At 42.2% G+C, this 26,101-nt stretch carries 26 protein-coding genes; 10 read left to right on the top strand and 16 right to left on the bottom strand.

Features of this window, described 5'->3' with window-relative positions:
- Positions 1–66: 66 nt before the first annotated feature.
- Positions 67–258 (bottom strand): hypothetical protein, encoded by a 192-nt coding sequence (locus tag WA1_RS09035; RefSeq protein WP_017745385.1) that lies wholly within the window; start codon positions 256–258, stop codon positions 67–69.
- A gap of 225 nt (positions 259–483) precedes the next feature.
- On the opposite strand from WA1_RS09035, the gene WA1_RS09030 reads away from it, so the two are divergent.
- Entirely contained in the window at positions 484–753 is a 270-nt protein-coding gene (locus WA1_RS09030) for a hypothetical protein (RefSeq protein ID WP_017745386.1), read from the top strand.
- 288 nt (positions 754–1,041) lie between these two features.
- Positions 1,042–1,239 (top strand): hypothetical protein, encoded by a 198-nt coding sequence (locus tag WA1_RS09025; RefSeq protein WP_148662659.1) that lies wholly within the window; start codon positions 1,042–1,044, stop codon positions 1,237–1,239.
- Positions 1,240–1,365: 126 nt separating this feature from the next.
- On the opposite strand, the gene WA1_RS09020 is transcribed toward WA1_RS09025, so the two are convergent.
- The 4 genes from WA1_RS09020 to aspS form a co-directional block, all read right to left on the bottom strand.
- Positions 1,366–3,291, bottom strand: coding sequence for an iron uptake porin (locus tag WA1_RS09020; protein ID WP_017745388.1), 1,926 nt, complete (start codon positions 3,289–3,291; stop codon positions 1,366–1,368).
- Positions 3,292–3,873: 582 nt separating this feature from the next.
- The gene (locus WA1_RS09015; protein WP_017745389.1) at positions 3,874–5,796 is read right to left on the bottom strand and encodes an iron uptake porin; all 1,923 of its coding nucleotides are present in this window, start codon (positions 5,794–5,796) and stop codon (positions 3,874–3,876) included.
- Between the two features lie 617 nt (positions 5,797–6,413).
- On the bottom strand, positions 6,414–7,169 hold the full coding sequence (locus tag WA1_RS09010) for an SAM-dependent methyltransferase (protein ID WP_017745392.1): 756 nt from the start codon (positions 7,167–7,169) through the stop codon (positions 6,414–6,416).
- Between the two features lie 89 nt (positions 7,170–7,258).
- Complete coding sequence (gene aspS, locus WA1_RS09005; protein WP_017745393.1) at positions 7,259–8,557, bottom strand: aspartate--tRNA(Asn) ligase; 1,299 nt, start codon at positions 8,555–8,557, stop codon at positions 7,259–7,261.
- A 382-nt stretch (positions 8,558–8,939) separates the two neighbouring features.
- On the opposite strand from aspS, the gene WA1_RS09000 reads away from it, so the two are divergent.
- On the top strand, positions 8,940–9,302 hold the full coding sequence (locus WA1_RS09000; RefSeq protein ID WP_026134877.1) for an ATP-binding cassette domain-containing protein: 363 nt from the start codon (positions 8,940–8,942) through the stop codon (positions 9,300–9,302).
- A gap of 84 nt (positions 9,303–9,386) precedes the next feature.
- Here the strand turns inward: WA1_RS09000 and WA1_RS08995 are convergent, their stop codons facing one another.
- The 5 genes from WA1_RS08995 to WA1_RS08975 form a co-directional block, all read right to left on the bottom strand.
- Positions 9,387–9,629: a VOC family protein gene (locus WA1_RS08995; protein ID WP_272819419.1), complete on the bottom strand. Its 243-nt coding sequence runs from the start codon at positions 9,627–9,629 to the stop codon at positions 9,387–9,389.
- Between the two features lie 48 nt (positions 9,630–9,677).
- Positions 9,678–10,655, bottom strand: a complete 978-nt coding sequence (locus WA1_RS08990; RefSeq protein WP_017745395.1) for an SRPBCC family protein — start codon at positions 10,653–10,655, stop codon at positions 9,678–9,680.
- A gap of 61 nt (positions 10,656–10,716) precedes the next feature.
- Positions 10,717–11,067: an ArsR/SmtB family transcription factor gene (locus WA1_RS08985; RefSeq protein WP_017745396.1), complete on the bottom strand. Its 351-nt coding sequence runs from the start codon at positions 11,065–11,067 to the stop codon at positions 10,717–10,719.
- Positions 11,068–11,497: 430 nt separating this feature from the next.
- Positions 11,498–11,818, bottom strand: a complete 321-nt coding sequence (locus WA1_RS08980; RefSeq protein WP_017745397.1) for a hypothetical protein — start codon at positions 11,816–11,818, stop codon at positions 11,498–11,500.
- Positions 11,815–12,366, bottom strand: a complete 552-nt coding sequence (locus WA1_RS08975; protein ID WP_017745398.1) for a DUF6036 family nucleotidyltransferase — start codon at positions 12,364–12,366, stop codon at positions 11,815–11,817. The genes WA1_RS08980 and WA1_RS08975 overlap by 4 nt, the downstream gene beginning before the upstream one ends.
- A 279-nt stretch (positions 12,367–12,645) precedes the next feature.
- Here WA1_RS08975 and WA1_RS08970 point away from each other — a divergent pair, with 279 nt between their 5' ends.
- The 3 genes from WA1_RS08970 (at position 12,646) to WA1_RS08960 (ending at position 19,355) form a co-directional block, all read left to right on the top strand.
- Positions 12,646–13,527: a GNAT family N-acetyltransferase gene (locus WA1_RS08970; protein WP_017745399.1), complete on the top strand. Its 882-nt coding sequence runs from the start codon at positions 12,646–12,648 to the stop codon at positions 13,525–13,527.
- A gap of 213 nt (positions 13,528–13,740) precedes the next feature.
- Positions 13,741–16,191: a glycoside hydrolase family 31 protein gene (locus WA1_RS08965; protein WP_017745400.1), complete on the top strand. Its 2,451-nt coding sequence runs from the start codon at positions 13,741–13,743 to the stop codon at positions 16,189–16,191.
- Between the two features lie 371 nt (positions 16,192–16,562).
- Complete coding sequence (locus WA1_RS08960) at positions 16,563–19,355, top strand: MHYT domain-containing protein (protein ID WP_017745401.1); 2,793 nt, start codon at positions 16,563–16,565, stop codon at positions 19,353–19,355.
- 243 nt (positions 19,356–19,598) lie between these two features.
- Here WA1_RS08960 and WA1_RS08955 read toward each other — a convergent pair whose 3' ends face one another.
- From WA1_RS08955 to WA1_RS08940, 4 genes are all read right to left on the bottom strand, one after another.
- Positions 19,599–20,237 carry a L,D-transpeptidase family protein gene (locus tag WA1_RS08955; RefSeq protein ID WP_017745402.1) on the bottom strand — a complete coding sequence of 213 codons (639 nt, stop codon included), beginning with the start codon at positions 20,235–20,237 and terminating at the stop codon, positions 19,599–19,601.
- Positions 20,238–20,638: 401 nt separating this feature from the next.
- Positions 20,639–20,974: a XisI protein gene (locus tag WA1_RS08950; RefSeq protein ID WP_017745403.1), complete on the bottom strand. Its 336-nt coding sequence runs from the start codon at positions 20,972–20,974 to the stop codon at positions 20,639–20,641.
- Complete coding sequence (locus tag WA1_RS08945) at positions 20,962–21,378, bottom strand: XisH family protein (RefSeq protein WP_017745404.1); 417 nt, start codon at positions 21,376–21,378, stop codon at positions 20,962–20,964. Before WA1_RS08945 ends, WA1_RS08950 begins: the two co-directional genes overlap by 13 nt.
- Before the next feature lie 75 nt (positions 21,379–21,453).
- Positions 21,454–21,729 carry a hypothetical protein gene (locus WA1_RS08940; protein ID WP_017745405.1) on the bottom strand — a complete coding sequence of 92 codons (276 nt, stop codon included), beginning with the start codon at positions 21,727–21,729 and terminating at the stop codon, positions 21,454–21,456.
- A gap of 110 nt (positions 21,730–21,839) precedes the next feature.
- Here WA1_RS08940 and WA1_RS08935 point away from each other — a divergent pair, with 110 nt between their 5' ends.
- On the top strand, positions 21,840–22,685 hold the full coding sequence (locus WA1_RS08935) for a DNA/RNA non-specific endonuclease (RefSeq protein WP_017745406.1): 846 nt from the start codon (positions 21,840–21,842) through the stop codon (positions 22,683–22,685).
- On the opposite strand, the gene WA1_RS08930 is transcribed toward WA1_RS08935, so the two are convergent.
- Both WA1_RS08930 and WA1_RS08925 read right to left on the bottom strand, forming a co-directional pair.
- Positions 22,686–23,081, bottom strand: a complete 396-nt coding sequence (locus WA1_RS08930; protein WP_017745407.1) for a nuclease A inhibitor family protein — start codon at positions 23,079–23,081, stop codon at positions 22,686–22,688.
- Positions 23,082–23,171: 90 nt separating this feature from the next.
- Complete coding sequence (locus WA1_RS08925; RefSeq protein ID WP_017745408.1) at positions 23,172–23,786, bottom strand: hypothetical protein; 615 nt, start codon at positions 23,784–23,786, stop codon at positions 23,172–23,174.
- A 322-nt stretch (positions 23,787–24,108) separates the two neighbouring features.
- Between WA1_RS08925 and WA1_RS08920 the strand changes: the two genes are divergently transcribed.
- The 3 genes from WA1_RS08920 (at position 24,109) to WA1_RS08910 (ending at position 26,053) form a co-directional block, all read left to right on the top strand.
- Positions 24,109–24,831 (top strand): pyridoxine 5'-phosphate synthase, encoded by a 723-nt coding sequence (locus WA1_RS08920; protein ID WP_017745409.1) that lies wholly within the window; start codon positions 24,109–24,111, stop codon positions 24,829–24,831.
- A gap of 116 nt (positions 24,832–24,947) precedes the next feature.
- Positions 24,948–25,610: an ester cyclase gene (locus WA1_RS08915; protein WP_017745410.1), complete on the top strand. Its 663-nt coding sequence runs from the start codon at positions 24,948–24,950 to the stop codon at positions 25,608–25,610.
- Between the two features lie 113 nt (positions 25,611–25,723).
- Positions 25,724–26,053 (top strand): MgPME-cyclase complex family protein, encoded by a 330-nt coding sequence (locus WA1_RS08910; protein ID WP_017745411.1) that lies wholly within the window; start codon positions 25,724–25,726, stop codon positions 26,051–26,053.
- Positions 26,054–26,101 lie beyond the last annotated feature (48 nt).

Below are 26,101 nucleotides of genomic sequence, written 5' to 3'. Positions count from 1 at the left end.
CCGACTTCTTGAAGAAGTCGGGTATCTGAGCAAACTTATCTATCAAAATTAATGTAGTCAAGTACGTTAAACCTCCTCAGCAGGAATACCACGAGCACCTGCCTGTCTTTTCTTAACTAGTTCAACTAATTGTTCTTTAACTTCAGTTCTCAGTTCTTTACCTTCGTCTGGATCGCCGAAAAATTCCTCCAAAGCTTCTTCAAAAGCCTCTCGAATCAATGCTTTGAATTCATTAGCATTCATATCTTTTAGAGCCATTTTTCTCTCAATACAGTTTATAGTATTTTACAGAATTTTAACTGATTTTGCAAGTAACGCGTCAACCTAATCGGTAAGTCAATAATAATAAAATTATTTTTAATCACTAGATGAATTCACTTATTTTTAAATAAAACTTAATGAAAATCAAGAGCGATCGCAAACACTGATTGTAAATTCCGTAAATTGGGTAATATCTACTTGAACTATTACCAAGGGTGCATTATGACTGAAAAAAAGCCGCATAGAGGGGAAGGTAGAAGGGAAGGGAGAAAGCGTTTCCTTCCCGAACAGCCATTAACAGCAACAGAGGTAGCAACTTTTGTAGAACAATTTCAAGCCGCTACTACAGACAAGGAAAAACTTTTGGTTGTCTCCTCATTATTAGATGCTGTTGCAGACGATTACTTAGATAGCCGAGAACACCAGCAGTCTGGAGAAGCAATCCATAGTGCTTTTTCTCGTCTTGCTTCTCTGATTAAGGCAAATGATTAAAGTCTGCTTGAGCTAATCTTCTTGAAGTGAACCTATTCGCAATGGTTCCAATGCTACTAGGATAAGCGGAAATAGAACCCCGGTTTCTTCTGCGAAACCGAGGTTCTGACATTTCAGGGGTTCTCACTCTCCCATATTGTTTTTGATAAGATATCCGTACAAACTTTAGGTAAATTTTGCAAAGCTTATACCTATGGGGTATTGTACCCCAGGACTAATGCATGGTAAAACAAAATTTGATTGCATTTTAAATAAAATTCGCATTAAATGCTTTTGAGTGAAACAAAAATGGTTAGACGGCATAGTCGGCAAGCATTGGCTCAAGAAAACACTATCCTGGCTGCAAAAAACTTTTTGGTAGAAATGGAAAACGGTGCCACACTAGAACAATTAGAGTTTATCTCTAGTGCTGCTGGTGACCTTGCTCTTTTCTGGCACTTAATTGGTAATCCTGATGAAATTCCTTTATACGAATTACAGGGTTAGCCAGAGTATTTTCTCATTATCATGCTGAAAGCAGATATTTGATCCTTATTTTTCACTGTTGCATTTTAACATATAACTTTTCTTTGTTTGTATCGTGTAAAGACTAGCATAGCTAGTCTCTACATACTAAAACGTGAACGTAGTACGCAGTACACCTACAGTTGTTGTGTCGTTTCTACTATCACCTTCTGGATTAAATAGAACGAAGGCACCTGGGGTAATACTGATGTTGTCATTCACTTTAAAACGGTAATATGCCTCTAAATGGTAGGGAACGGCACGATCTACACCTGTATTGGCAAGTCTAGCATCACCCTCGGCAGAAGTACGATAAAGTGGCTGTCCAAAAATAATCCCGGCGTTATTCCCTTTTCCAAATAAATCGCTAAAGTGAAGCCCCGCCATCCAACTTGTGAAAGTGGTAGAAGCATCTACACGACCAGAAGAATCATCAACAAATATAGCTGCACCATATCCAGAAAAAGCCACTTTTGGGGAAAACCGCCAAGTGACTGTACCACCAACAGAATTCAGTTTGACTGGTATTCCTAAAGGAACATTAGCCAAAGCACCAATATCACTACTAGTCAATCCCGTACCCAAGATATTGATTTCGTGATAACTGTTGGCATAGTTCAGAGCAAAATCAAGGGAACTACTTGGTCTAAAAGTCAATTGTGCCGCCACGACACTACTGCCTCCAAACACTCCTGCACCCAAGGGTGTATTGGAAACTCCTGGCAATATATCTTGAGCTGAACGAGGAATATTGGCGTTTACACTACCGTACAAAGCTCTTAAATCCAACTGCTTTGAAAGGTTAAAAATAAATCCCGCAGCTGATGCCAAACCAGAACCAGAAGTCCCACCAGAAACACGTACTACAGGGTTTAAACCTGCAAAGCGAGAAATAGACTCTTGCCCTTCACCGTAAAAAGGCGTAATTGCAGGAAAGGCATCGGACACTTCTGCAGCAGAACCAGCAAACAAAGTTAGTTTATTGGCGACAGGAAAGATATAAAGCAGTTTGTAAAGCTCAATATCGTTGGCACCAGTGGGGGTTAACGTCTTAACATCAACACCGGGAAATTGAGGTTCAAAACTTACACGTGCGCTGCTAGCACTCAGTAGATTTGAACTCAAGCCCAAAGATTCTTGAAGGCTACCACTACCAGTGACACCACCTAAGAAGTTATAAGCTTGCAAACCAGTAATCAATAAGTCTTTGCCCGTGAAGCTGGTGTTGAGGTTTAACCGTACTCTATTAACCAAAATAATATTGGGGTCATCTCTGCCTGGAGCACCTCCTGTAGCACCAATACCTGCAACAATAGCTTCACCATTGAGTTTGGTTGTCATGGAAAACTGATTTGCTTCCAATTCAGCCGCACGAGCTTCTACAGCATCTACCCGACCTCGCAGTGTTGCCAGTTCCGCCGCAAATTCTTCTTGCAATTTCTGCAAAGTCACTAAATCTTCTTTTCTTACCAAATCGGCAGTTGCTGTAGCAATAAGTTCATTGACTCGATCTAAGCAAGCATTCAAACCAGCAGCAAATTCATAACGAGTCAAGGCACGGTTACCCCGATAAGTGCCATTTGGATAACCAGCAATACAACCATAGCGCTCCACTAAAGATTGTAATGCCTGAAAAGCCCAGTCTGTAGGGTTCACATCAGACAGCTGAGATACAGATGTAACCTGTGCTGCACTCGATTTCTGGGAAGATTTTGAGACAGGTACAACTGAAGAACTAGGAGTAATGGTCTGTCCTAAATCTTTACTTTCTTGCTGCTGATTGACAACAGGCAAATTTTGTTGTTGGGATAGAGTAAATTCCGCCTGAGTGACGTTGGATATAATATTTTCATCAACAAAATCGCTTGCGTTATATGTGCGACTCCTGTTAAAATCCTCTAAGTTCTCTGTATCTATCAAAGGCTGTTTGTCGTCAGCTATTTTATAACTAACCGTGGCTTGCACGGGCAAAACTTTAGCAAACAGACACAAAAAAGTCACTCCACCACCGCAAGCTAGCAAGTATTTTTTCATTGGAACTCCTCACAGTTACAGTTAAGTTTTAACTGTAATTTTTACAAACAATTCATCATTTAAACTTATTGAGTATATTACAATAGGGAGTTACTAAAATTACTTCATTTTTCTTATCAACTGTATAAAAAAAAGAAATCTCTAAACTAAAATTCACTAAGACGCACCAGTTCATCTTGGCAGTTCCTCTAAATATAGAAATCATTAAGTACTGTAGGTAGGGCTAAAGCCCACCACACGATCCTATTGGTAGGCTTTAGCCCTACTTACTACTACTACGTATATCTTAAGAAACATGGGGAGTGGGGAGTAGGGAGTAGGGAGTGGGAAAAGAGTGTTTCTTTCATTCATAATGGGTTGCGTTCGCGTAGCGTGCCGGAGGCAATCGCTTCCTGTGGGGCGCTCTTAAGTGAAACTTTTCTTTCCTTGTATTCATGGATTTGACAGAATTTTTGTAGGTTTGAACGCTCGTGTTACCTAACAAACGTTTGTAAAAGTTGGGTTTCGTTCTTCAAACGCCACTTGCTTTCATGGCGGGAACCCCCACAACGCAGTGGCTCCCCAACCAACAGAATTTCTTCTCTAAAATGTGAAAGTAGTACGGAGTACACCTACGGTTGTTGTGTCGTTTCTACTATCACCTTCTGGATTAAATAGAACGAAGGCACCTGGGGTAATGCTGATGTTGTCATTCACTTTAAAACGGTAATATGCCTCTAAATGGTAGGGAACGGCACGATCTACACCTGCATTGGCAAGTCTAGCATCACCATCGGCAGAGGTACGATAAAGTGGCTGTCCAAAAATAATCCCGGCGTTATTCCCTTTGCCAAATAAATCGCTAAAGTGAAGCCCCGCCATCCAACTTGTGAAAGTGGTAGAAGCATCTACACGACCAGAAGAATCATCAACAAATATAGCTGCACCATACCCAGAAAACGCAACTTTTGGGGAAAACCGCCAAGTGACTGTACCACCAACAGAGTTAAGTTTGACTGGTATTCCTAAGGGAACATTAGCCAAAGCACTATTATCACTATTAGTCAATCCCGTACCTAAGATATTGACCTCGTGATAACTGTTGGCATAGTTGAGACCAATATCTAAAGATTTACTTGGTCTGAAGGTTAACTGTGCAGCCACAATCGAGCTACCACCAAAGAAGCCCGCACCCAAGGGCGTGTTAGATACTCCAGGTGCTATATCCTCGGCAGCACGAGGAATGTTAGCATTTGCGTTACCATACAAAGCTCTTAAATCTAACTGCTTTGAAATGTTAAAAATAAATCCTGCTGCTGATGCTAAACCAGAACCAGAAGTTCCTCCAGAAACACGTACTACAGGATTCAAACTTGCAAAGCGAGAAATCGCCTCTTGCCCTTCACCATAAAAAGGGGTAATTGCAGGAAAAGCATCAGGCACTTCTGTTGCAGGTCCAGCAAACAAAGTTAATTGATTGCTAACAGGAAAGACATAAACCAGTTTGTAAAGCTGAATATCGTTGGCACCAAAGGAGGTTAATGTCTTAACATCAACACCTGGAGATTGAGGTTCAAAACTTACACGTGCGCTGCTAGCACTAAAATTTGACGCTAAGCCCAAAGATTCTTGAAGGCTACCACTACCAGTTTCACCACCTAAAAAGTTATAAGATTGCAAACCGGTAATCAATAAGTCTTTGCCTGTAAAGCTGGTGTTGAGGTTTAACCGCACTCTATTAACCAAAATAATATTGGGGTCATCTCTGCCTGGAGCACCTCCTGTAGCACCAATACCCGCGATAATAGCCTCACCATTAAGTTTGGTTGTTGTGGAAAACTGATTTGCTTCTAGTTCAGCCACACGAGTTTCTACAACATCTACCCGACCTCGCAGTGTTGTCAGTTCTGCTGCAAATTCTTCTTGCAATCTCTGCAAAGTTACTAAATCTTCTTTTCTTACCAAATCAGCAGTTGCTGTAGCAATAAATTCATTGACTCGATCTAAGCAAGCATTCAAACCAGCAGCAAATTCATAACGAGTCAAAGCACGGTTGCCTCGATAGGTTCCATTTGGATAACCAGCAATACAACCATAGCGCTCCACTAGAGATTGCAGTGCTTGAAAAGCCCAGTCTGTAGGGTTTACATCAGACAGCTGCGATACAGATGTAACCTGTGCTGCACCTGATGTTTGTGAAGATGGTGAGACAGGTAAAACTGAAGAACTAGGAGCGATTGTCTGCCCTAAATCCCTACTTTCTTGCTGTTGATTGACAACAGGTAAATTTTCTTGTTGAGATAGAGTAAATTGTGTCTGAGTTACGTTGGGTACAATATTGTTATTAATAAACTCGCTGGTTTCATAAGTGCTACTACTGTTAAAAATTACTAAGTTTTCCGGATCCATTAATACCTGTTTGTCATGTGCTAATTCATAATTAGATATAGCTTGCACGGGTAATATCTCGGCAAACAGACACAAAAAACTGGCTCCACCAGCGCAAGCTAGTAGATATTTTTTCATGGCGACTCCTCACAGTTTTATTGGCAACTTAACTGTCATTTTTACAAACAACAAAGGGGAGTATCCCAATGAGTGCAAAAAAAGATTAGGCGATTGGAAATTACGGCTATACAAACAAAGCCTGAAAACCCTGACTAGTTAGTCTGCACAAAAGGTACTTTGTTTGTGTGGCCTCAAAATTCTATTCTGAGGGTATACACTTGGAATGCTCCCCGACACAGTAAGTAAGCTCATAGAATATTTTACACCATAACGTTGCTAAATTTACTTTATTTTTTTTATTTAACTACACCGAATTTGATTCAAAATACTCTCGTCAAAAATATTTATTGATAGTCGAGGATTGATAAAGTAAACATAAAGACCCTCTAGAGCATCGATCCACTAATACCAAAAACCCGGTTTCTTCGAGTTGAGCATACGAGATATCAAGCTCTCCGGCAGAGAGAAACCGGGTTTTTGCCTGTTATCCTGCACAACCAATAACCCACGCATATTTGCGCGTTTTGTGCAAGTTTTTTCCACAGCATCACCGGGACAGTCAATCTAATGTGGCTCGCTCAAATGCTGAATGATTGGGTAAAGCAATCTGCCAATCGTGTAATGTCTTTTCCCCTTCAATTTTTGTAAACAATGCACCCATACATGAAAACAGGTTCTCCCGTCTCCCTCGGCTGAGCAAACAGTTCGGGCTGCCATGCGGCAACTGGTAGGATACCATGGCGGGTGAGTTGCCAGCGTCCTAGAAGTGGTTCGATTGTTGTGGGATTACGCGTATAAAGATGTGCATCCATCTCGTCGAGCAGTTCTAGCACTTTGGGATACTGAGTCCACGCTTTCCCATCAAAGTCTAGTGCCAGGAAACTGCCCGTCGGTGCCCAGTCATAGAGTTTATCAAACATATCAGCCAAAATTTCATCAGGTATGAAGGCACAGACGCCGACAAAAACCATACCCAAACGTCTCAACGGTTCAAGTACCTGAGCCACAACCGATTTATCCAAAGTATCTAGGTTTTTTGCATCACAAAACGTGTAGTCAGCGTTGGGGTGATCGGCTAAAATTTCCTTTCCGAGTTGAATATTTTCTGTGTCAATGTCGGTATAAAGTACCTTGGCTTGTGGTACAGCTTCATGCACATTCCCACAGGTTGGTAATCCGGCACCAAACACAACAAACTGGTCTATTCCTTGCGACTTGATATAGCGAGCTGTACGACCAATGTAGTCTCGTAACGTCCAAAAAATCTTTGGGTAGTCGTGATACAAAGACTCGAAACGTTTAGCGGTCTCCACGTCCAGAGGGAAGTGATGAGAACCGCCGAGCCAATAATCAATAATCCGGGCTGTGTTGGGAACGGCAGGAATTTCCATGCGGATTTCCTTTTTTATCCCATTTTACTTCCACCATGGCAATCATCATACCTGTATAATCTGAATTTCTTCAACTAAATAGTGGTGCTCTAGGGTGAAATCCGATATCTATCTCTTGGATAAAGAGTTGCTTGCTTAATATTAGGAAGATTCAAGATTCTTGAAGTCAGTCTTTCTAAACCAATAGCTAATCCACCATGAGGTGGCATTCCCATGTCAAACATCTGTAAATGACTTTCAAACATATTGGGATTGATGGCACGCAGGCGGAGTGCTTGTTCCAAATCCTCGCGTTTGTGGAGTCTTTGTCCTCCCGTTGTAATTTCAACACCCTCAAAAAGAAGGTCAAAGCTTTGCGATGCCCCATTGTTACCTCTAGGATAAGTATAGAACGGACGAGCTGACAGTGGAAATCCAATGACAAAAAGAGCACTTATGCCAGTTTCAGATTCTGCAAGTTGACAAAGTTGACGTTCAGCTTCCGGATCTAGGTCGTCTACAAGGTCAGTGCGACCATAAGATTGATTGAGTCGCTCAAGACATTCTTCAAATTCCCAAATGGGGACATTTATCATTTTTGGCAAAAGCTTAGTTCGATATCTTTTGATAATCTCCGCGTAATTCTCATTAAGCATCTCAAAAATATAAGTCAAGAGTTCTTTCTCTAACTGAATAACCTCTTCAGATTGCTCAATGAAGCCTAATTCTAGGTCTAAAGAGTAGTATTCTGTGAGATGACGGCTACTCGCATGGGGTTCAGCACGGTAAACATGACCTGTTTCAAAAACTCTTTCCAATCCAGCTACCCCTTGCTCTTTATAGAACTGAGGGCTTTGAGCAAGGTAAGCAGAACGTTCAAAATATTTAATTTCAAATAAATTCGTCCCTCCTTCCGTTTCACTAGAAACTATCTTAGAGGTGACAATTTCAGTGAAGTGCTTTTCCCACAAAAATTGACGAAAATAATGTAGAACAGCCGCTTGTATCCTAAAAATATCTCCAACGCTATGATTGCGAAGTGATAGAGGACGATAAGCCAAAATTGTGTCAATGCCAATTTCAGAAATGTCTGAGGAAGAGTTAAAGGGAAGAAGATGAGTGACTCGATTTAAAACACAAATGTCAGTGACTTCTATCTCAAAACCACTGCGAGAACGAAGATCGGGTTTGACCCAACCCTTAATTTCAACTGGTTCATCAAGTTTTAAAGAGAGCGATCGCGTGTACGCCGGATCTGCGACACACTGAATCTCACCGCTACAGTCTTTGAGGATAATAAAAGTTGTTTTCGCCAGTTCCCGAAGACGGTATATCCATCCTCGAATTAAAACCTGTTCAGAAAGTGATGAGTGAAGTAAACCAATAAATACTCGTTCAGTATTCACCATATGCTACAGTCCGCAAAAAACTACAAATGACCTCAGAGTGAGGTTTGTATTGTTTAATTGCTGGAACCATATCAACGGCGGTACCATCCAACTTCCACAAACTCAATTTTTTGGCTTCTCAGCACAAGAATGTGGCACTTAATTGCTGCAGTGTCGTTGCAGTGACGTTTCGCCCTACTAATGCCTATCCCAATCAGTTTTTCACTTCTATTGGAGATTTCCTGTTCGAGCAAACCTCTCAGACGGGTCTTTCGTCTTCTACGAGTTGAATGAATTTTAGCAAATTTTTTTGCTATGTGCTGCTTTTCATAATTCCGAAATTACGTTAATGATTATTGTATCATAATTGTAGCATAAAGCCGCCGGAAGAGGTTTATCGCAGATGGCAGCCGTAGAATTAGAAAATTTACGCAAAACGTTTACCCTAACTCGCGGTTGGGGACTCAACAAAGTTCGTAAGGAGATTGTTGCAGTAGATGATATTAGTTTAAGCGTTCCCGCAGGTCAAGCGATCGCATTCATTGGCCCCAATGGAGCGGGAAAATCCACCACCATCAAGATGCTAACGGGTATTTTACACCCCACATCACCGAACAGCAAGATTGTTAGGTCTCAATCCCTGGCGCAATCGCCGCGAACTTGCTTATCAGATAGGAGTTGTCTTTGGACAGCGATCGCAATTGTGGTATCATCTCCCGCCCCGAGACATTCTAGAGTTATTAGCCCGAATCTATTGGAAATTTAATGGATATGCGCGGTTAGAGATTGCTCAGAAATACATTATCTCTTTGTGGAACGGGCGTCCCGCCCGTCCCTTGTTTAAGCTTGTTTATCCACCATTGAGATCGCAGTTAATCATCCAGGGAACACCAAAGCGATCGACGAGCATCCCAAAACGGTAAGCCCAAAAGGTTTGCTGAAATGGCATTTGCACTGCACCATTTTTTGCCAGTGTTTTAAAAATGCGTTCTGCTTCTACCGGATCGTTTAAGCTAATCGATACGGCAAAACCTTTTGTTTCTTCCTGGTATTTAGGTGGACTGTCTGAACCCATCAACTCTTGGTCGCCTATTGTTAGGCACCCTGTAGCAGATGCACGCTGATGAAATAGAGTTTGCGTTTATGCGATTGATTCGAGGAGTTGTTCGAGACGATTTAGACTCTCGTTTAACCCTGTCTCCATTCCCGATTGGAGATGTCCGTCTCGCTGCTCAACTGACGAATGCAGAATGAGAATTTGTAGTGTTGTTTTCCCATCTTGCTCTGTCAGGGTTAGCGTGTTCAGGTGGTCGCTGTTGGGAACGGGTTCGTAACGTTCGGTAGCTACTAACCGTTCTGGTGATACGATCTCGCGATATTCGCCTGCAAAACCGTGGTCAACACCATTGCTAGAATCATGTAGAACATAGCGCCATTGACCGCCTACACGCAGATCGATTTCGCAAACGGTCATCGTTGTGCTTGTACAACCTCCAAACCAGCGCTTGACGTGCTCTGGTTGAGTCCATGCCTTGAAGATGAGTTGGCGCGGAGCATTGAAGACGCGAGTTATCAGGATCTCGCGTTCTGATGGTAAGGTCACCGCAAAACCATTTTGCTGCTGTTTGATTTGCTTTGCTAGGAATTCATCGAGGCTATCGAAGGTAGAACTCCATCCATCAACAACTCCCATTTCTTCATGCTTGCGGCGATCGCCTTCAGATGCGTGGAGAATCTGGAGAGTGAGTTTAGTCTGACCGTCTAACTCTTCAAATATGGCTGTTGTCACAATTCCTTGTGGCAATTCCATATTCATAACTTGTTCAAAGCCTTCATCAAATTCATCGCTTGCGACAATCCGTTCTGGAGGTACGATTTCGCGAAAAACACCTTTGCTAGGGTATTCCTTGCCATCCGGACCGACCATAACATAGCGCCATTGACCGCCCGGACGAAAATCCATTTCAGTCACGCGGGTTGTAAAGCCTTTTGGTCCCCACCACTGCTCAATGTGTTTTGGCTCTGTCCATACCCTAAACACAAGTTCTCGTGGAGCCTTAAACATACGAACGATTTTAATTTCGAGTTCGGTTTCACTGGAGTCATTTTGTTTCAACATTTTGTTTCTCCTTAAAGATAGAACGATAAGCCGGGTACGGCTTGCGCTTCGCGATCGCAGATTATGGCTCGCGATCGGATTTCTTTTCCTCTGCTTGCAATTCTTGTAAATACTCGTCCAGGCGATCTAAATTCTGTTCCCAGAACTGGCGATATCCATCGATCCAATCTGCTGCATCCTTGAGTGGTTCTGTCTCTAGCCTACAGGGTCGCCACTGAGCGTCTCGAGTGCGTGTAATTAATCCGGCACGCTCTAGCACTTTGAGATGTTTGGAAATAGCAGGCAAACTCATCTCAAAAGGTTTAGCTAGCTCGGTCACCGATGCTTCCCCCTTAGCAAGATGAGCCAGGATGGCACGCCGAGTGGGATCGGCAAGGGCGGCAAAGGTGACGCTCAATCGGTCAGTGGACATTTAGGATAGAGTTATTTAAACACTCGGTTAATTAACTAATAGGTTAAATGTACTAGTGAAAAATGTCAAGGGTTAATTTGTCGTTGGTCAATTGTCATTGGTCATTGGTTTGCAACGAGAGTCATACTTTCCTAAGCACAGAAAAAAATTTACCAAAATTGCTTGACTTAGAGCGCACTCTAAGATATAAGGTAGAGTTAAGTTTCTGAAGGTGAGTTCCATGCAGACCCTGACGATTCAACAAGTTGCCCACCAAACGGGTTTGTCTGTCCAAGCCCCTTAAGGCAAACGCATCTAAAATTATCATGACACTAATTCTCAATAAATAGGGTTTAATGCGAAAAAATAGGAGTTTATTGAGAATACAGCATTTTTATTGACAAGGTGCGTTTGCTCTAGAAAGCCCCTGGGTCAAATATTTCAACGGTTCTTAATTTTGTCCTGGTGTATTGGGATTGTTAGGCGACCTATATTTATAACTGAGTTCAAGTGCATTGCAAAAGCTATTGAGGCTCCTCAGCAAAGCGTTGTAGTAAGAGTAGGCATCCTCCCGTTCATCTTGAAGACGGGCATACAAGGTTAGTTCTGGCTCTGGGGCTAGACGCTCTTTTGGGATGTCTAAGCCGGCTTCGGTTAAGCGCGTTGCTGCGATCGCAACTAACAACGATCCAACTGTATTCGTCTTGCCATTGTGAAGATCGTCTATTCCTGGTAAGATCAATTCTGCCCCCGGCAACTCATTGAGATTCATGGTTCATCCTCCTGTGGTTTACCTTCAAAACGCTTGATAAAGTTCTCGACCCTGTTTCTAAGCACATCAGGATCGAGAGAGGGGAATCGGATTAATTCGGGTGCAATGGCTTCAAAGCAATCACGTAACTCGCTTAAGGAAAATAATCTCTGCTCGTACATGGCTTGAACATCGTTAATGTCACGGTCAAATCCTCTGGACAGTTTAGAAAGAGCTTGAGCTGTGAAGTCATAATGGTAAAACGAGATTTTACCTTGTTTGCCAATAAATACACTGCGAGCACGCCACCCTGGAAGAGGAGGTAAGAAATCCTGGGGGGAAGCTAGTTCGATATTGATGTTCAATTCTTGCTTGAGTTTGGCAATTGCTTGAAAAATACCTGGGGGTTCGGGATCTAGACGAATATCAACATCAACTGTAGAACTACGCCATCCAATCAGTAGAGCACTTGCACCACCTGTAAAGTAAACACATCCTGAACCCCGAGCTTCTCTTCCCAAGGCTTGCATAAGTTGTTCTATCTTCTTATCGTCAACGGTTGGACGCATATTTTTGGCCGTACAACGCTTTCTTAACCAGTGTTGGCAAAGCCTTTTTCTCTACGAATTCTCTTAATAATAGCGTATAGACAAATAGTATGTGCCTTATCTCAGGCGGCGGTTCGGCTTAGAGGAGGGGTCATTAATTAGGGCTTGCTGAAAAAGTCAGAAAAAAGCAAGATGAGGATGTTTCTAGGTGAAACGAGAGAACAAAGTGCATTCAAGCACCATAACATTTATGTAGTATAAGTAGTATAATACATTCACCCCGTATAATTATTCAATAATATGCAGAATCGTTATCAACGCTCATTCTCACAAGACACTACTCTGAGTTCTAAATTATTCAACTTACTAGAAATTGTATTTCCTGGAGCAGGAATTACTTCCCATATAGAACAAGCTAGAAAACTAGGTGTCGCATGGGAAGATGCATCAACACCATTCGCACGCTTCCATGACGACGGTAGTTTAATAACCCACGTTGGAGTACTGTCCATTCCAATGCGACTCATGGGAAAAGATGTCATAGTTGGTGGAGTTCACGCAGTATGTACTCATCCTGATTTTCGTAGACGTGGTTATTACCGTGAAATTATGAATGAAGTATTAGATTATTGCGACAAACGCTACGAAACTTTAGTATTGACTACTTCTAACCCTGAATTTTACCAAACGTTTGGGTTTCGCTTTGTCCAAGAACACAGTTTTATAGCTAGCGTCAACTCTCTAGGTGGCGTAAATGGAATACGTTTGCTTGATATTAATAATATCGACGACGTGAAGCTTTTACACCAACTGTTAGAAACGCGCGCACCTGTGTCAAACATTATTGGCGTAGTCAACGAAAAGCCTTTGTTTCTAGTTAACGAAGCTACAAGATCTATGTATTACTGTCCGGACTTAGACACTATTGCCTGTATGTCCATCGACAATAACGAACTTAAATTATATGACTTAGTGGCACCGCAAATATTCCCGTTAAAAGAGCTTATACAAAGAATACCTCATCATATCAAGTCCTGTTCTATCTACTTTAACCCAGAAAGTCTAAAAACAAATACGGAAGTATTACCAGAATTATTAGATGGAGACTCTCACCTAATGGTTCGCGGTACATTTACCCCCGAACACCAAAAATTTATGATACCCCGTTCCGCTCGTTGCTAAGTAGGGTTAGCAACTGTAGGTTTTTGTGAATTTTGGTGCGTTTGCCCTGGTATGGTAGGCAAAAGCTAGCAGAGTTGATCGCCAAAGCTCGTGCCAAAATTGCCGAGTTAACCGCAGCATAATAAAAATTCTGCCATCAGTAGGTTTATGCCCATTGGTTGAGTGTACTAAAGTGGCAATTGTTTTGAGATATACATCCACCTTGGAGGGTGCATGCCCCAATACTTTGGAAAACTTCCCACAACTGACCAACCTTGGACTACTATTGGCACGGTGCAATCTGTCAACAAGAGCGATAAGCCGGGTACGGCTTGCGCCAAGGGCGATAAGCTGGGTACAGCTTGCGCTAAGAGCGATCGCACAATTCATCTGGAGTGTAGTGACGCTCATGTTACCATTAGCATACTCGCATCCAACTTGCTACAAGTGCGGATGTCACCAACTGGTGAATTTCAGCCCCGTCGTCCTTGGGCGGTGACACTGGATGACGCCGAATGGGCAGATGTGCCTTTTGAGGTGAAAACAACAGATGCTGTTGTAGAAATTGAAACTGAGCAGATACGAGCGATCGTACACAGAGACAAATGCCGTATAAGCTGTTTTGATAAAGAAGGGCGTCCCTTTGCTCAAGATACAGAGATGGGAATGGGTTGGCGTTTGGGTGCAGTCGCCGCCTGGAAACATATAGAAGCAGAAGAGCACTTTTACGGATTTGGCGAACGCACGGGATTGCTCGATAAACTGAGCGAAGTCAAAACCAACTGGACGGTTGATGCCTTAGACTACAGTACCCAAACTGATGAAATGTATCAGGCAATTCCGTTTTTTATAGCCTTGCGTCCCCAACTTGCCTACGGTATTTTCTTCCATACCACGTTTTGGAGTCAGTTTGACATGGGTGCAGAAGCACCAGGTACATTGAAAATGGAAACTCGTGGGGGCGAGTTAGATTACTATATTATTTACGGTCCTGAACCCGCAAACATTCTTCACACCTATACCCAATTAACAGGTAGAATGCCATTACCGCCAAAATGGTCAATTGGCTATCACCAATGTCGTTGGAGTTACGAGTCAGATACCATAGTACGCGAACTAGCCCAAGAATTTCGATCGCGTCAAATTCCCTGCGATGTCATCCATCTTGATATTGATTATATGCGGGGTTACCGCGTGTTTACCTGGAGTCCCAACCGCTTTTCCGATCCTGCAAAACTGATTTCTAACTTGGGGCAAAACGGTTTTAAGACGGTTACCATTATAGATCCAGGAGTTAAATACGAACCAGAAGCCAATTATCACGTGTTTGACCAAGGAATAGAACACGACTACTTTGTCAGAAAAGTTGATGGGCGGTTGTTCCACGGCTATGTTTGGCCTGAAAAATCCGTGTTTCCCGACTTTTTACGTTCCGATGTACGTCAGTGGTGGGGAGACTTACACAAAAGCCTAACTGATGCAGGCGTTGCAGGAATATGGAATGATATGAACGAGCCAGCCATTGACGAGCGCCCTTTTGGAGATGGTGGCAATAAAATTTGGTTTCCTCTGGATGCACCCCAAGGAGGAGAGGGGGAGGGGGAAAGAGGGAGAGGGGGAGAAAACTCTACCCTGTCCTCCGTGTCCTCAAATAGAACTACTCACACTGAAGTTCATAATTTGTACGGTTTGTCAATGGCGAGAGCGAGTGCAGAAGGTTTGCAACGGTTACGTCCCAATGAGCGTTCTTTTGTGCTGACTCGTTCTGGTTTTGCAGGAGTGCAGCGATGGTCGTCGGTTTGGATGGGTGACAATCAATCGTTGTGGGATCATTTAGAAATGTCCCTACCAATGCTGTGTAATATGGGACTATCTGGTGTAGCATTTGTAGGGTGCGATATTGGTGGATTTGCAGGTAACGCTACAGCAGAAATGTTCGCCCGGTGGATGCAAGTAGGAATGCTCTATCCTCTCATGCGCGGTCACTCAGCAATGAGTACAGCACGTCACGAACCGTGGGTTTTTGGAGAACGTACAGAGAAAATTTGTAGAGAATACATAAATCTGCGTTATCAGTTGCTACCCTACCTATACACCCTCTTTTGGGAAGCAGCAACTACAGGGACTCCGATTTTAAGACCATTACTCTACCATTATCCTAACGATCCCAAAACTTACACGCTCTACGATCAAGTGTTGCTCGGTCCTAACTTGATGGCTGCACCCATTTACCGTCCCGGAATAGAGCATCGTTCCGTCTATTTGCCTGAAGGAACGTGGTATGACTGGTGGACGGGAGAAAGTCATTCCGGACCCGTTCATATCCTAGCCCATGCACCATTAGAAACAATGCCTCTTTATGTCCGCGCAGGTGCAATTATTCCCATGCAACCCGTGATGCAGTATGTCGATGAGCATCCACTAAACCAATTACGACTGCGTATTTGGCATGGTGCTAGTGAGTTTACTCTTTACGAAGATGACGGACATACATTTGAGTTTCAAAAAGGAGCTTTTGCAACAACAAATTACCGTGTTTTTGCTAAGGCGGAACACACAATTTTAGAAATTGGAGAACGACAGGGAGAATGGATACCAGCATCCCGTGAAGTGATTGTTGAACTTGTTGGAGTGGGTGAACAGCAATTTCAAGACGATGGGAAACCACGTATTTTGAAATTTTAATGGTTAGTTAGTAGGTTGGGTTGAGGAACGAAACCCAACATCAATTTTCAGGGTTTCGTTCCTCAACCCAACGAGCGTTGATAAATTTTATGACTTGATGTAAGTCCTGTTTGACAAAAAAAATTTTTATGTAAGAATAACATGTGTGGAAGACAATACATATTATTTAAATCTACTTCAGATTTATATATAAGCCGCGTCTACTTTGAAACCCGTCGTTTTTACCTTACAGAAAAACTTCAGTTTTCGGTATGGACGGGGCTTATCTGTTTGCTATAGCCTCAAATCTTGCTCTACCCCAAGCAAACAGATTGTGAGTTTCATGCATCTATTTCTAAAAAACTATTGAAAAACACCAAGGAGATGCAACCATGCTCAGTAGCAGCTATGACCAAGGTTTAGTGGCGCTATCGATAGTGCTCGCGGTACTTTCATCCTACACAGCCTTAGACCTAGCCGGAAGAGTCAGTGGAGTGGAGAAAAGGGTCAGAGTGGCTTGGTTGATTGGTGGTGCAATTACAATGGGTATTGGGATCTGGTCAATGCACTTTGTTGCCATGCTAGCCTTTAGTTTACCAATACCCATTGTCTATGATGTGGGAACTGTTGTGTTCTCAACATTGCCCGCGATCGTTAGTTCAGCAGGTGCGCTTTTTCTCGCGAGTCGTCGGTTTTTGAGTATGAGGCGATTGCTAATTGGCGGTATGTTAATGGGTTTAGGGATTGCATCCATGCATTATATTGGGATGGCAGCAATGCGGATGGATGCCTCTACTCACTACGATCCTCTGTTGTTTGTGCTGTCGGTTGCGATCGCGATCGGCGCGTCAATAGCAGCGCTGTATATTGCCTTTCAATTCCGCATGCAAACGAGTAAAAGTGGAAGATCGTCTCGGATTTTAAGTGCGCTCATCATGGGGGCGGCGATCGCTGGGATGCATTATACAGGAATGGCGGCAGTTTCTTTCACACCAACAAAAGTTGTGAGTTCAGTCTTAGCAAACCCCGCTGTGCAATCTTCTCTCACCTGGCTGGCGATCGGCATTGGCATTGCTACGCTGATTATCTTATGTTTTACACTGCTGACATCCTTTGTAGATCGGCGTATAGCATCTCAAACGAATCTTCTGAAGCAGCAAGAAGCTGAAGCTCAACGATTGCAACAATTTACAGACATTACTTTACGCATTCGGCGTTCTCTGAAGTTGGAAGATGTTCTCAATACGGCTGTGAGTGAAGTGCAGCAAGCATTAGGTGTCCATCGTGTTATTATCCATCGCTTGAATCGTGATTGGAATGGCACTATTATTGCTGAATCAGTTGCCCAAGGTTGGATTTCTACTTTGGGGCTGACAATGGACGATTCTTTTTGGGAACGTTATGTCGAATCTTATAACAATGGTCAAGTTTGGGTTATTGATAATATTTACGAAGTGGGTTTTGCTGAGGAGCATCTGGAGATTTTAAAGCGCTTTCAGATCAAAGCTTATATGGCTGCGCCTATCCTACAGAACAATCAACTTCAGGGTTTACTTTTTGCTCATCAGTGTTCTAATGCTCGGATTTGGCAAAAGTGGGAAATTGAATTGTTCCGACAACTAGCAGTTCAAATTAGCATTGCTCTAGAACAAGCAAATCTCCTCCATGAATTGCAACAGGCGCAGGAAGTGCTGCGGTTACGCGATCGCGCCATTGCGGCTGCTAGCAACGGTATTCTCATTACTGACCCACGACAGGAAGATAACCCTATCGTCTTTTGCAATGCAGCATTTGAAACCATGACGGGCTACTCGTTAGAAGAGGTATTGGGACATAACTGTCGCTTTTTGCAGGGAGAAGGCACAGACCCTGCTACTGTGAGAGAACTCAACAATGCCGTAAAGCAAGAGCGGGATTGCCAAGTTGTTATTAAGAATTATTGCAAGGATGGGACTCCTTTCTGGAACCAATTGACCATTTCACCAGTGCGAGATGCTTCCGGGAAAGTCATAAATTTTATTGGGGTACAAGCGGACATCACAGAACAAATGCAGGCGCAAGAAGAATTGCGGCTTAGTAAAGAAAACTTACAGAGTCAAGTCGTAGAATTGTTAAATGATGTTGAAGAAGCATCTAGAGGAGACCTAACCGTGCATGCCCAGATTAATACAGGCGAAATTGGGACTGTAGCAGACTTTTTCAATGCTATTATTGAAAGCCTACGACACATTGTGGTGCAAGTAAAACAAGCCGTGCAACAGGTGAATGTGCTTGTTGGGGAAAACTCACAATCCATGCGTCTGTTGGCAGATGATGCACTCAAACAAGCAGAGGAGATTACTCATACCCTCAAATCATTAGATGCAATGGTACTTTCAATTCAAGCTGTAGCAGATAGCGCTCATCAAGCAGCAGGTATGGCACGGACTGCATCAACAACTGCAGAAGTTGGTAGAGATTCCATGGAGCGCACGGTAGATAGCATCACGAAGCTGCATTTGACTATGGCAGAAGCTGCTAAAAAGGTGAAACGGCTTGGTGAATCATCCCAAGAGATTTCCAAAGTTGTGTCTTTGATTAACCAAATTGCCTTGCAAACCAACATAATATCTATCAATGCTAGTATTGAAGCAGCAAAAGCAGGTGAGGAAGGTCTGTCTTTTGCAGTTGTGGCAGAAGAAGTTGGGGATTTAGCTGCTCGTTCAGCCCAAGCCACTGAAGAAATTCAACAGATTGTGCGAAATATACAGATTGAAACCAGTGAAGTTGTGAAAGCCGTGGAACAGGGGATGACACAGGTTGTGGAAGGCACAGAATCAGTGAAAGATGCTAAGCAACAGCTAGGGGGAATTTTAGAAGTGTCTCGCGAAATTGACTCCTTAGTACAGTCCATTTCCCATGCAACAGTATCCCAAACGCAAACTTCGCAAGTAGTTGTGTCTTTGATGAAACAGATTGCTCGCGATTCACTTCATACGAGTGATTTCTCCCGCTTGGTGTCAAGTTCTTTGGTACAAACTGTAGACGTAGCACAGCAGTTACAAGCTTCAGTCACTGTGTTCAAGACTGATAATGAGGAAAGTCTGAATGTTAAACCGTTGGAAGCAGCAGACGCCGCCAAGTATTCTGTTCAGAACTCTGTTGAGTTGAATAATAGCAATGGCAAGCATCCGATGATACAGTAGGTTATGTAGAGACGTATAGTGCTACGTCTCTAGAAATGCTAAGCTCAGTATTAATTTACACCTTTTCACTTAAGGAGATTTTGAAAGCTTTTTGGAAAATTCAAGGGACGGGCAAGATGCCCATCCCACAATCTCTGCTCTTGTGGGACGGGCGTCTCGCCCGTTCCATTCTTAGAGTGCAGAAAATAAGGGGAATTGTAAAACACAGTTGTAGTATAACCACTAACTACCAACCACTAACTACTAACCCTCATACACAATCAAATGGGTTGGTTTGTGAGTGCGAATAAAGTTTGTCATAATATCCCGTTCTTTAACAGTTGGCGTGGCAAAACAACCAGCCGTACCAGTGTTAGCATTTTGAGCCAAAGCAGAGGGATCGTAGTGAACGCCTATACCCGAACGTCCCGTACTGAACAGAGGTGTCACTGGAGACCAAACACCACCAAATTCTGGTTTATTTCCTGGTGGTGTACCGACAACCCCAAGGCTGTCAAACTTGTAAATTCCAAAAGGTAGAGGTGTTTCAGAACCAGCAACATCAGATGGAGTTTGCTTACCAACTCGACCGGAAACAGCTTGTACTGTGTTAATAACATTACCATTGCTATCTATCAGTCGAGTTTCGTAGACTCTCAAACCGCCACCGATGGTTTTTGTCGTTCTTTTAGCAACTACTCGTGCTGTTTTGATAGTTGTGAGAAACTCGTTAGCAACCCAGCGATTCGTTCCAATTTGTACCCACTTCCTGTTTCCTGCTTGCACGGGTTCGCCAGTTACTTGAACTTCAGTACCATTGCTGAGAGAACCTACTGATTCTCCATTGGGTTTAGAACGCACTGTGAGAGGATCGCCTTCTTTTGTTGCAACGTAAGTAGCCATTAAAATATGCCTTAGGTGATGTTAAGAGTAATTTAAAACTTTTCCTGCTTGGAATTGTTTTTGCTGACATCTAGATACTTCAATCTCTGCTGACCAAATTACGGATAACTTCATTGAGAGATTAGAGGCTGCAAAATCCCCGACTTCTTATAAGCATACAGCCGATCGATGGGGGGTTTAAACCGTTTGGCAGAGCACAATAGCAGCAACTATCAGGGAAAAACAAGGGAAATCCAATTTTAGATGAAGCAACTAGTGCAGGCTGGCAAAAATAACTGACCAGTTTCCACATTAGAATGGCACCGTGGTTAATACCAATAATATTGACCATTACTAAAAGCATCAAACATTCATTTTTAATAATTAAATCTTATAAGGTATAAAGGTACAAAACTTGTTCATTAGCTAACTGCAAAACCATCAAACTGCCGCATAAACGGCGAGTGATATGCCAACACAATGTCGTCTTTTGCAACTCCTAGCCTTACAAATTCATCCGCAAATCCAATCTCAGTGCCATCATGCTGTATCCAAATCTTACTATCTTTAATATCGATATGTACCGAACACCCGTAAATTCGACGCTCGTCTTTCCATCCTGCACTAACAACTTGATAGCGATCTCGTTCTAAATCAAAAACAGGCATCACTTCAATTTCACCTGATGAGAATTTATAGCTTGCATATTCTTCTAGAACTTGTTTCACTAACTCTCTATATTTCTCTACTCTTTCCATTCTACAATGACCTCCTGCTTGGGATCATAAATCAAAAGTTTTATGCTATACTTATCTACCATTCTCTGCACAAAGCGTTTTTCAAAAAAGCTTTTATAAGCCTGCTTTGGCACAGCTAAATACAATATTCGTTCTGGTTGATCGAGTTCCAAAGCTTCCTGATAGTTGAGGAATTGTCCCAAGGCTGTATGAAAAGTTGAAATGGCTGATGCCTGTAGGAAGGTTTTAATCTCTACCGCAATTTTTTCTCCTGACCTTTCCGCAGCCAGCAGTTGCTCTGCTCCCAAATCAATTAGCAGTTCAACTTCCTCAACAAGAAGGCGCAACGGATCATCCGTAATTGTCCAACCATCTTTTTCGAGAGCTCGCCTGACCGCATCATGAAATGCATCTCTCACAGACATAGTGATTGAATGTGCAACCGGACGGGTAAAAAGTAGCCACTACCATTATATAACGTAAACGACAACATCTGTGAATTAACAGGATACACAACTTATATCCACGCCTTTAAAGCTTACACTCCCTATGCCATACTCCGCCGTCATTATATGCTCTAACATCAAAAAATAATCTAATTCTTTTTGTTCATCTGGTGTCAGTTCTCCAGTGTGATGACTGTATACCAAGTCATCTAAACGTTCTTTTGCCTCAGCCGATAGTTTAAAATTAATAACGCTTTGAGGAGTAGTCCCTGAAGCAATAAACTCAACGATATCGTCATAAACTTTAGTGACCTTGACAGATGTAGTCATATGTGTATATATTTTTCTAGCTTAACTTCATCTATGGTACTTGAAATAACTATCCTAGCGTCTTAGGTTCTGGTCAAGATTCACGGTTTTTTAAAGTTCCCCATAAACTCATGTTCGCCTCCAAAAAACTTCTTATTCTCCTAACCACACTTCTCCTGACACTAGCTGTCGGATGCACAATTCTTTTTCCAAGACAGTTTGCTACTAACCCTCACTTAGCATTTGGCAATCCAAGTAACGCAAGTAAAGCTGACCCAAATAATTATTTAATAGAAAAGCCTCAATATATACTTTCATACAATAGAGATAAAGGAATTCCAAACTGGGTGAGTTGGGAATTAAATCAGTCCTGGTTAGGTGAAGCACCACGGTCTAATAATTTTCGTCCTGATGATACACTTCCAGAAGGCTGGTATCGTGTCACTCCCAACGATTACACCAGAAGCGGTTTTGACAAAGGACACATGGTACCTTCCGCAGACCGCAGCAATAATCCTGAAAATAATGCTGCTACTTTTTTCATGACAAATATTATTCCCCAAGCACCCGATAACAATCAGGGTTACTGGGCGCGTCTGGAAGATTATGAGAGGACTCTAGCTAATCAAGGTAATGAGTTGCATATTATATCAGGAGTTTACGGTCAGAAAGGAACTCTTGCTCAAGGAAAAGTTTCTATTCCCGCTAGAATTTTTAAAATTATTATTGTTACCACACCCAATCAAAATGTCAATAGCATTAATGAATCTACAAGAATTATTACTGTTGATACTCCCAATATAGATGGGAATCGGGATGCTGACTGGACTGAGTTTTTAACAAGTGTTGATGCTATTGAAAAAACAACAGGTTATAATTTTCTATCCAATATTGACCTTTCTATTCAGAATATTATAGAATCTAAGGTGGCTCAAGTGACCAATTTAAAATCAAAGAGTAGAACGCGCAAGAAATAACTAAGTTTCAACTACCTTTGTAGAAAGTCCGGCTAAATGATCGTTCGAGGTTTTACCTATAATATAAACATCAATATTGATAGATCCAAAACGCATGACTTTGATATCGGAAAGATTTTCTTTCAAAAGTTTAACAAGATTTTGATACTTTTTCACAATCATTTTGTCTTCGGAACTATGCCAATCTTGTTCTGCGATCGCGACTTCAAAAAAAGAGTCAACTTCAACACTTTCTACAGGCGTATCTAAAGGAATTCCTATTTTTTGAAGAACAAACTCCGGCGTAATATCCTTTTGTTCGGGAGCATCCCAAAGAAAAACTTCAAAAGGATACTCAGACTCGCTCATAAACAACAAACCATCTGATGCTTGTTTTAAAATGTTAATCAAAGTCATAGACACTAACATTTGCAATGACTTTTCTATTCTACTTTAGTCTGGTATTCAGAACCCCGACTTCTTCAAGAAGTCGGGGTTCTAACCAATCTAACCCTTCAAAATACCAACCAAAATGCTGACTAATTCTGTTAATTCTTCTGGAACTCGGTACAGCTTAAAATCTTCAATAACCTGTTTTTCTTGACGCTTGTATATACCAAATCGCCAATCTTCACCAGTTGTTACTGCTCCAAACAAAATCGGAGTCTCTGAAGTCGTCCATTGGTCTAGAGCTATTAACTCTACAGCTAATTGTGTAAAACCTCGACTTAAATCGGATTGCTTAGCTTCAATCACCAATAATCCTCGACCTCTATTAACATAGTAATCGAAACTACCTTTCAAGTAATCATTAACACTAACAGGATATTCAATATTCAACTGAGTTTCTGTTATTTCACAGACTTCAAAGAGAATTGGTGCGATTATAGCTTGTTTGCGTGCATCTTCACTTAATAGCTTAACGCGTCTTATATTTCGTTCAATAATAAGACCCAATCCCTCAATTCTGTTCAAGTCCCATTCTGATTTAGGCAACTGCAATCTTTGTCTTTCATAAGAACATCCCAGTTCTGCAAGAATATCCTCTGGGGAGAATGACAATTCAAAATATTTACTAAATGTATAGCTTTGACCGGGTTGAAGAATACGCGGACGACTCATAAATCTTATACCATTTTAGATTTTAGATTTTAGATTTTGGATTGAGAAAGTGATGTATAGACTTGATTTAGGCTAACTATTTGTCCCATTCTTTGTTCAAATTTGTATTAATTATTTAAACAACAACCATTCTAAAACTAACCCAGTTTCTTTCTCCACAATCAGATACTCGACTTCTTCAACTCGTCGGGTATATAATCCACTCTCTTTCTTTCTCTCAGCGCCCTCAGCGCCTGGTGCGGTTCAATAAAAACGATCAAACCACAAACCCACAATTTCCAGTAAAATCAAGACCTGAGGATTGTAAACAGGGAGACTCAGGTTGGCTACACTTGGTGTAAACATAGACCACATTGCCACCATTCGACAAGCGCGGCGGACAGTGGAACCAGACCCCGTAGCTGCGGCGGTACTCGCAGAATTAGGAGGTGCAGATGGCATTACCGTGCATCTGCGCGAAGACAGACGGCATATTCAAGAACGAGATGTCCGCTTATTGCGTCAAACAGTAAGAACACATCTTAACTTGGAAATGGCAGCTACAGATGAAATGGTTGCTATTGCCCTAGATATTAAACCCGATTACGTTACTCTAGTTCCAGAAAAGCGAGAAGAAGTCACCACAGAAGGTGGGCTGGATATCGTCGGTCAAATTGATAGAATGGAAGCAGTGGTCGATAAATTGCAAGGCGCTAGTATTCCAGTCAGCTTGTTTATCGATGCCGAACCTGCACAAATTGAAGCTTCTGTCAAGATTCAGGCACAGTTTATTGAACTCCATACTGGGCGGTACGCTGAAGCTAAAAATGAAACAAGTCGCCAACAGGAGCTAACGTTCCTGGCTAAAGGATGCGAGCAAGCAATACAAGCAGGATTGCGAGTCAATGCAGGACACGGGTTAACTTACTGGAATGTTTTCCCCATTGCTACCTTTCCTGGTATGGAAGAACTAAACATCGGACATACCATTGTCAGTCGCGCTGTGTTGGTAGGTATGGAAAGAGCAGTTCGTGAAATGAAACTAGCCATGCGAGGGGAACAGTGACCAGTGACCAGTGACCAGTGATCAGTGGTCACTAATAACTGAAATGGAGGGGTTGTCAGTGCGAAAATCCAGAAACTTGTTTGTATTTCACAAGTTAAATCGGAATTCAAAATTCTATGAACGCAGAACCATCTCACAACCTTCCTCTTTGGGTACAGGACAGAGACACAGTTATAGCAAATAGTGGTAACGCTGAATGGCGTTCTCAAACTCCACCAGATTACACTGAGTCTCAAGAAGGTCTTGCAAAAGAAAGCAAAGCCAAGCATATTGAAGGATCACTCGAAGCGATCGTTCAAAATTTGGTGAGAACCTTTGAGATGGAAGCATCTTTCAAGACTAACCCCTCTCAGTGGCTATCTGTTGTTAACGAGCAATTCCGCATGAGTAGCAATGGAGGTGCAGAATATACAGCATCAGATGTGATACAGGCAGGCACTTATAATCTATTTATGCCGGATACAGAAGATTACAAAGCTTCAGAAGAAACTTTTGAATCATCGGGGAAACTTTTCCGCACGGCATTTCCCAAAGGATTCTTGTGGGAAGTTTTAGAGGTTTTCTCCAGTCCTCCCAACGTAACATTTAAATGGCGGCATTGGGGAACTTTTAGCGGTTCATACAAAGACTCTGCGTCAACAGGGGAGACAGTGGAGATCGTTGGTATGAGCGTAGCCCGTGTCACTGAAGATTTAAAAATTCTTTCGGTGGAGCACTATTTTGACAACAGTCAGTTTCTCAAAAAGTTAACTGTTGGTAAAAAACAAACAACTAGGTAGAAAATAGGGAATGGGGAATGGGGAGTGGGGAGTAGGGAATAAGAAATAATTGATTACCTATTGCCCCTTGTCCATTTTTATGTGTCCTTTCATTCATCAATCAAAGACGAAAAATGCAAAAATACTATTACCTTTTGGCAAGTCAACGATTTTTACTAGAAGAAGAACCCATGGAGGAAGTTCTCAAAGAACGAACCCGTTATTATCACGAACAAGAAAAAGAAATAGATTTTTGGGTGATTAAGCAACCAGCTTTTCTAGAGGCACCTCAAATGGCAGAAATCAAGGCAAAGTGTCCCCAAACAGCAGTGGCAATTATTTCTACTGATTCCCAATTTATTACCTGGTTGAAACTACGATTGGAGTACGTCATTACTGGCGAATTTCAAGCTCCTTCGCCAGAAATCCCTGATGCTTTGGCATCTGTTGCCACTGTATCCTAAATGTAGAGACGCGCTATGGCGCGTCTTTATACTATAAATTAGAAAAAA

Origin of the sequence: Scytonema hofmannii PCC 7110, from assembly GCF_000346485.2 — a bacterium.
GTDB lineage: Bacteria > Cyanobacteriota > Cyanobacteriia > Cyanobacteriales > Nostocaceae > Scytonema > Scytonema hofmannii.
The sequence above is the reverse complement of the archived record's forward strand: the minus strand, read 5'-3'. Positions and strand labels throughout refer to the sequence as shown.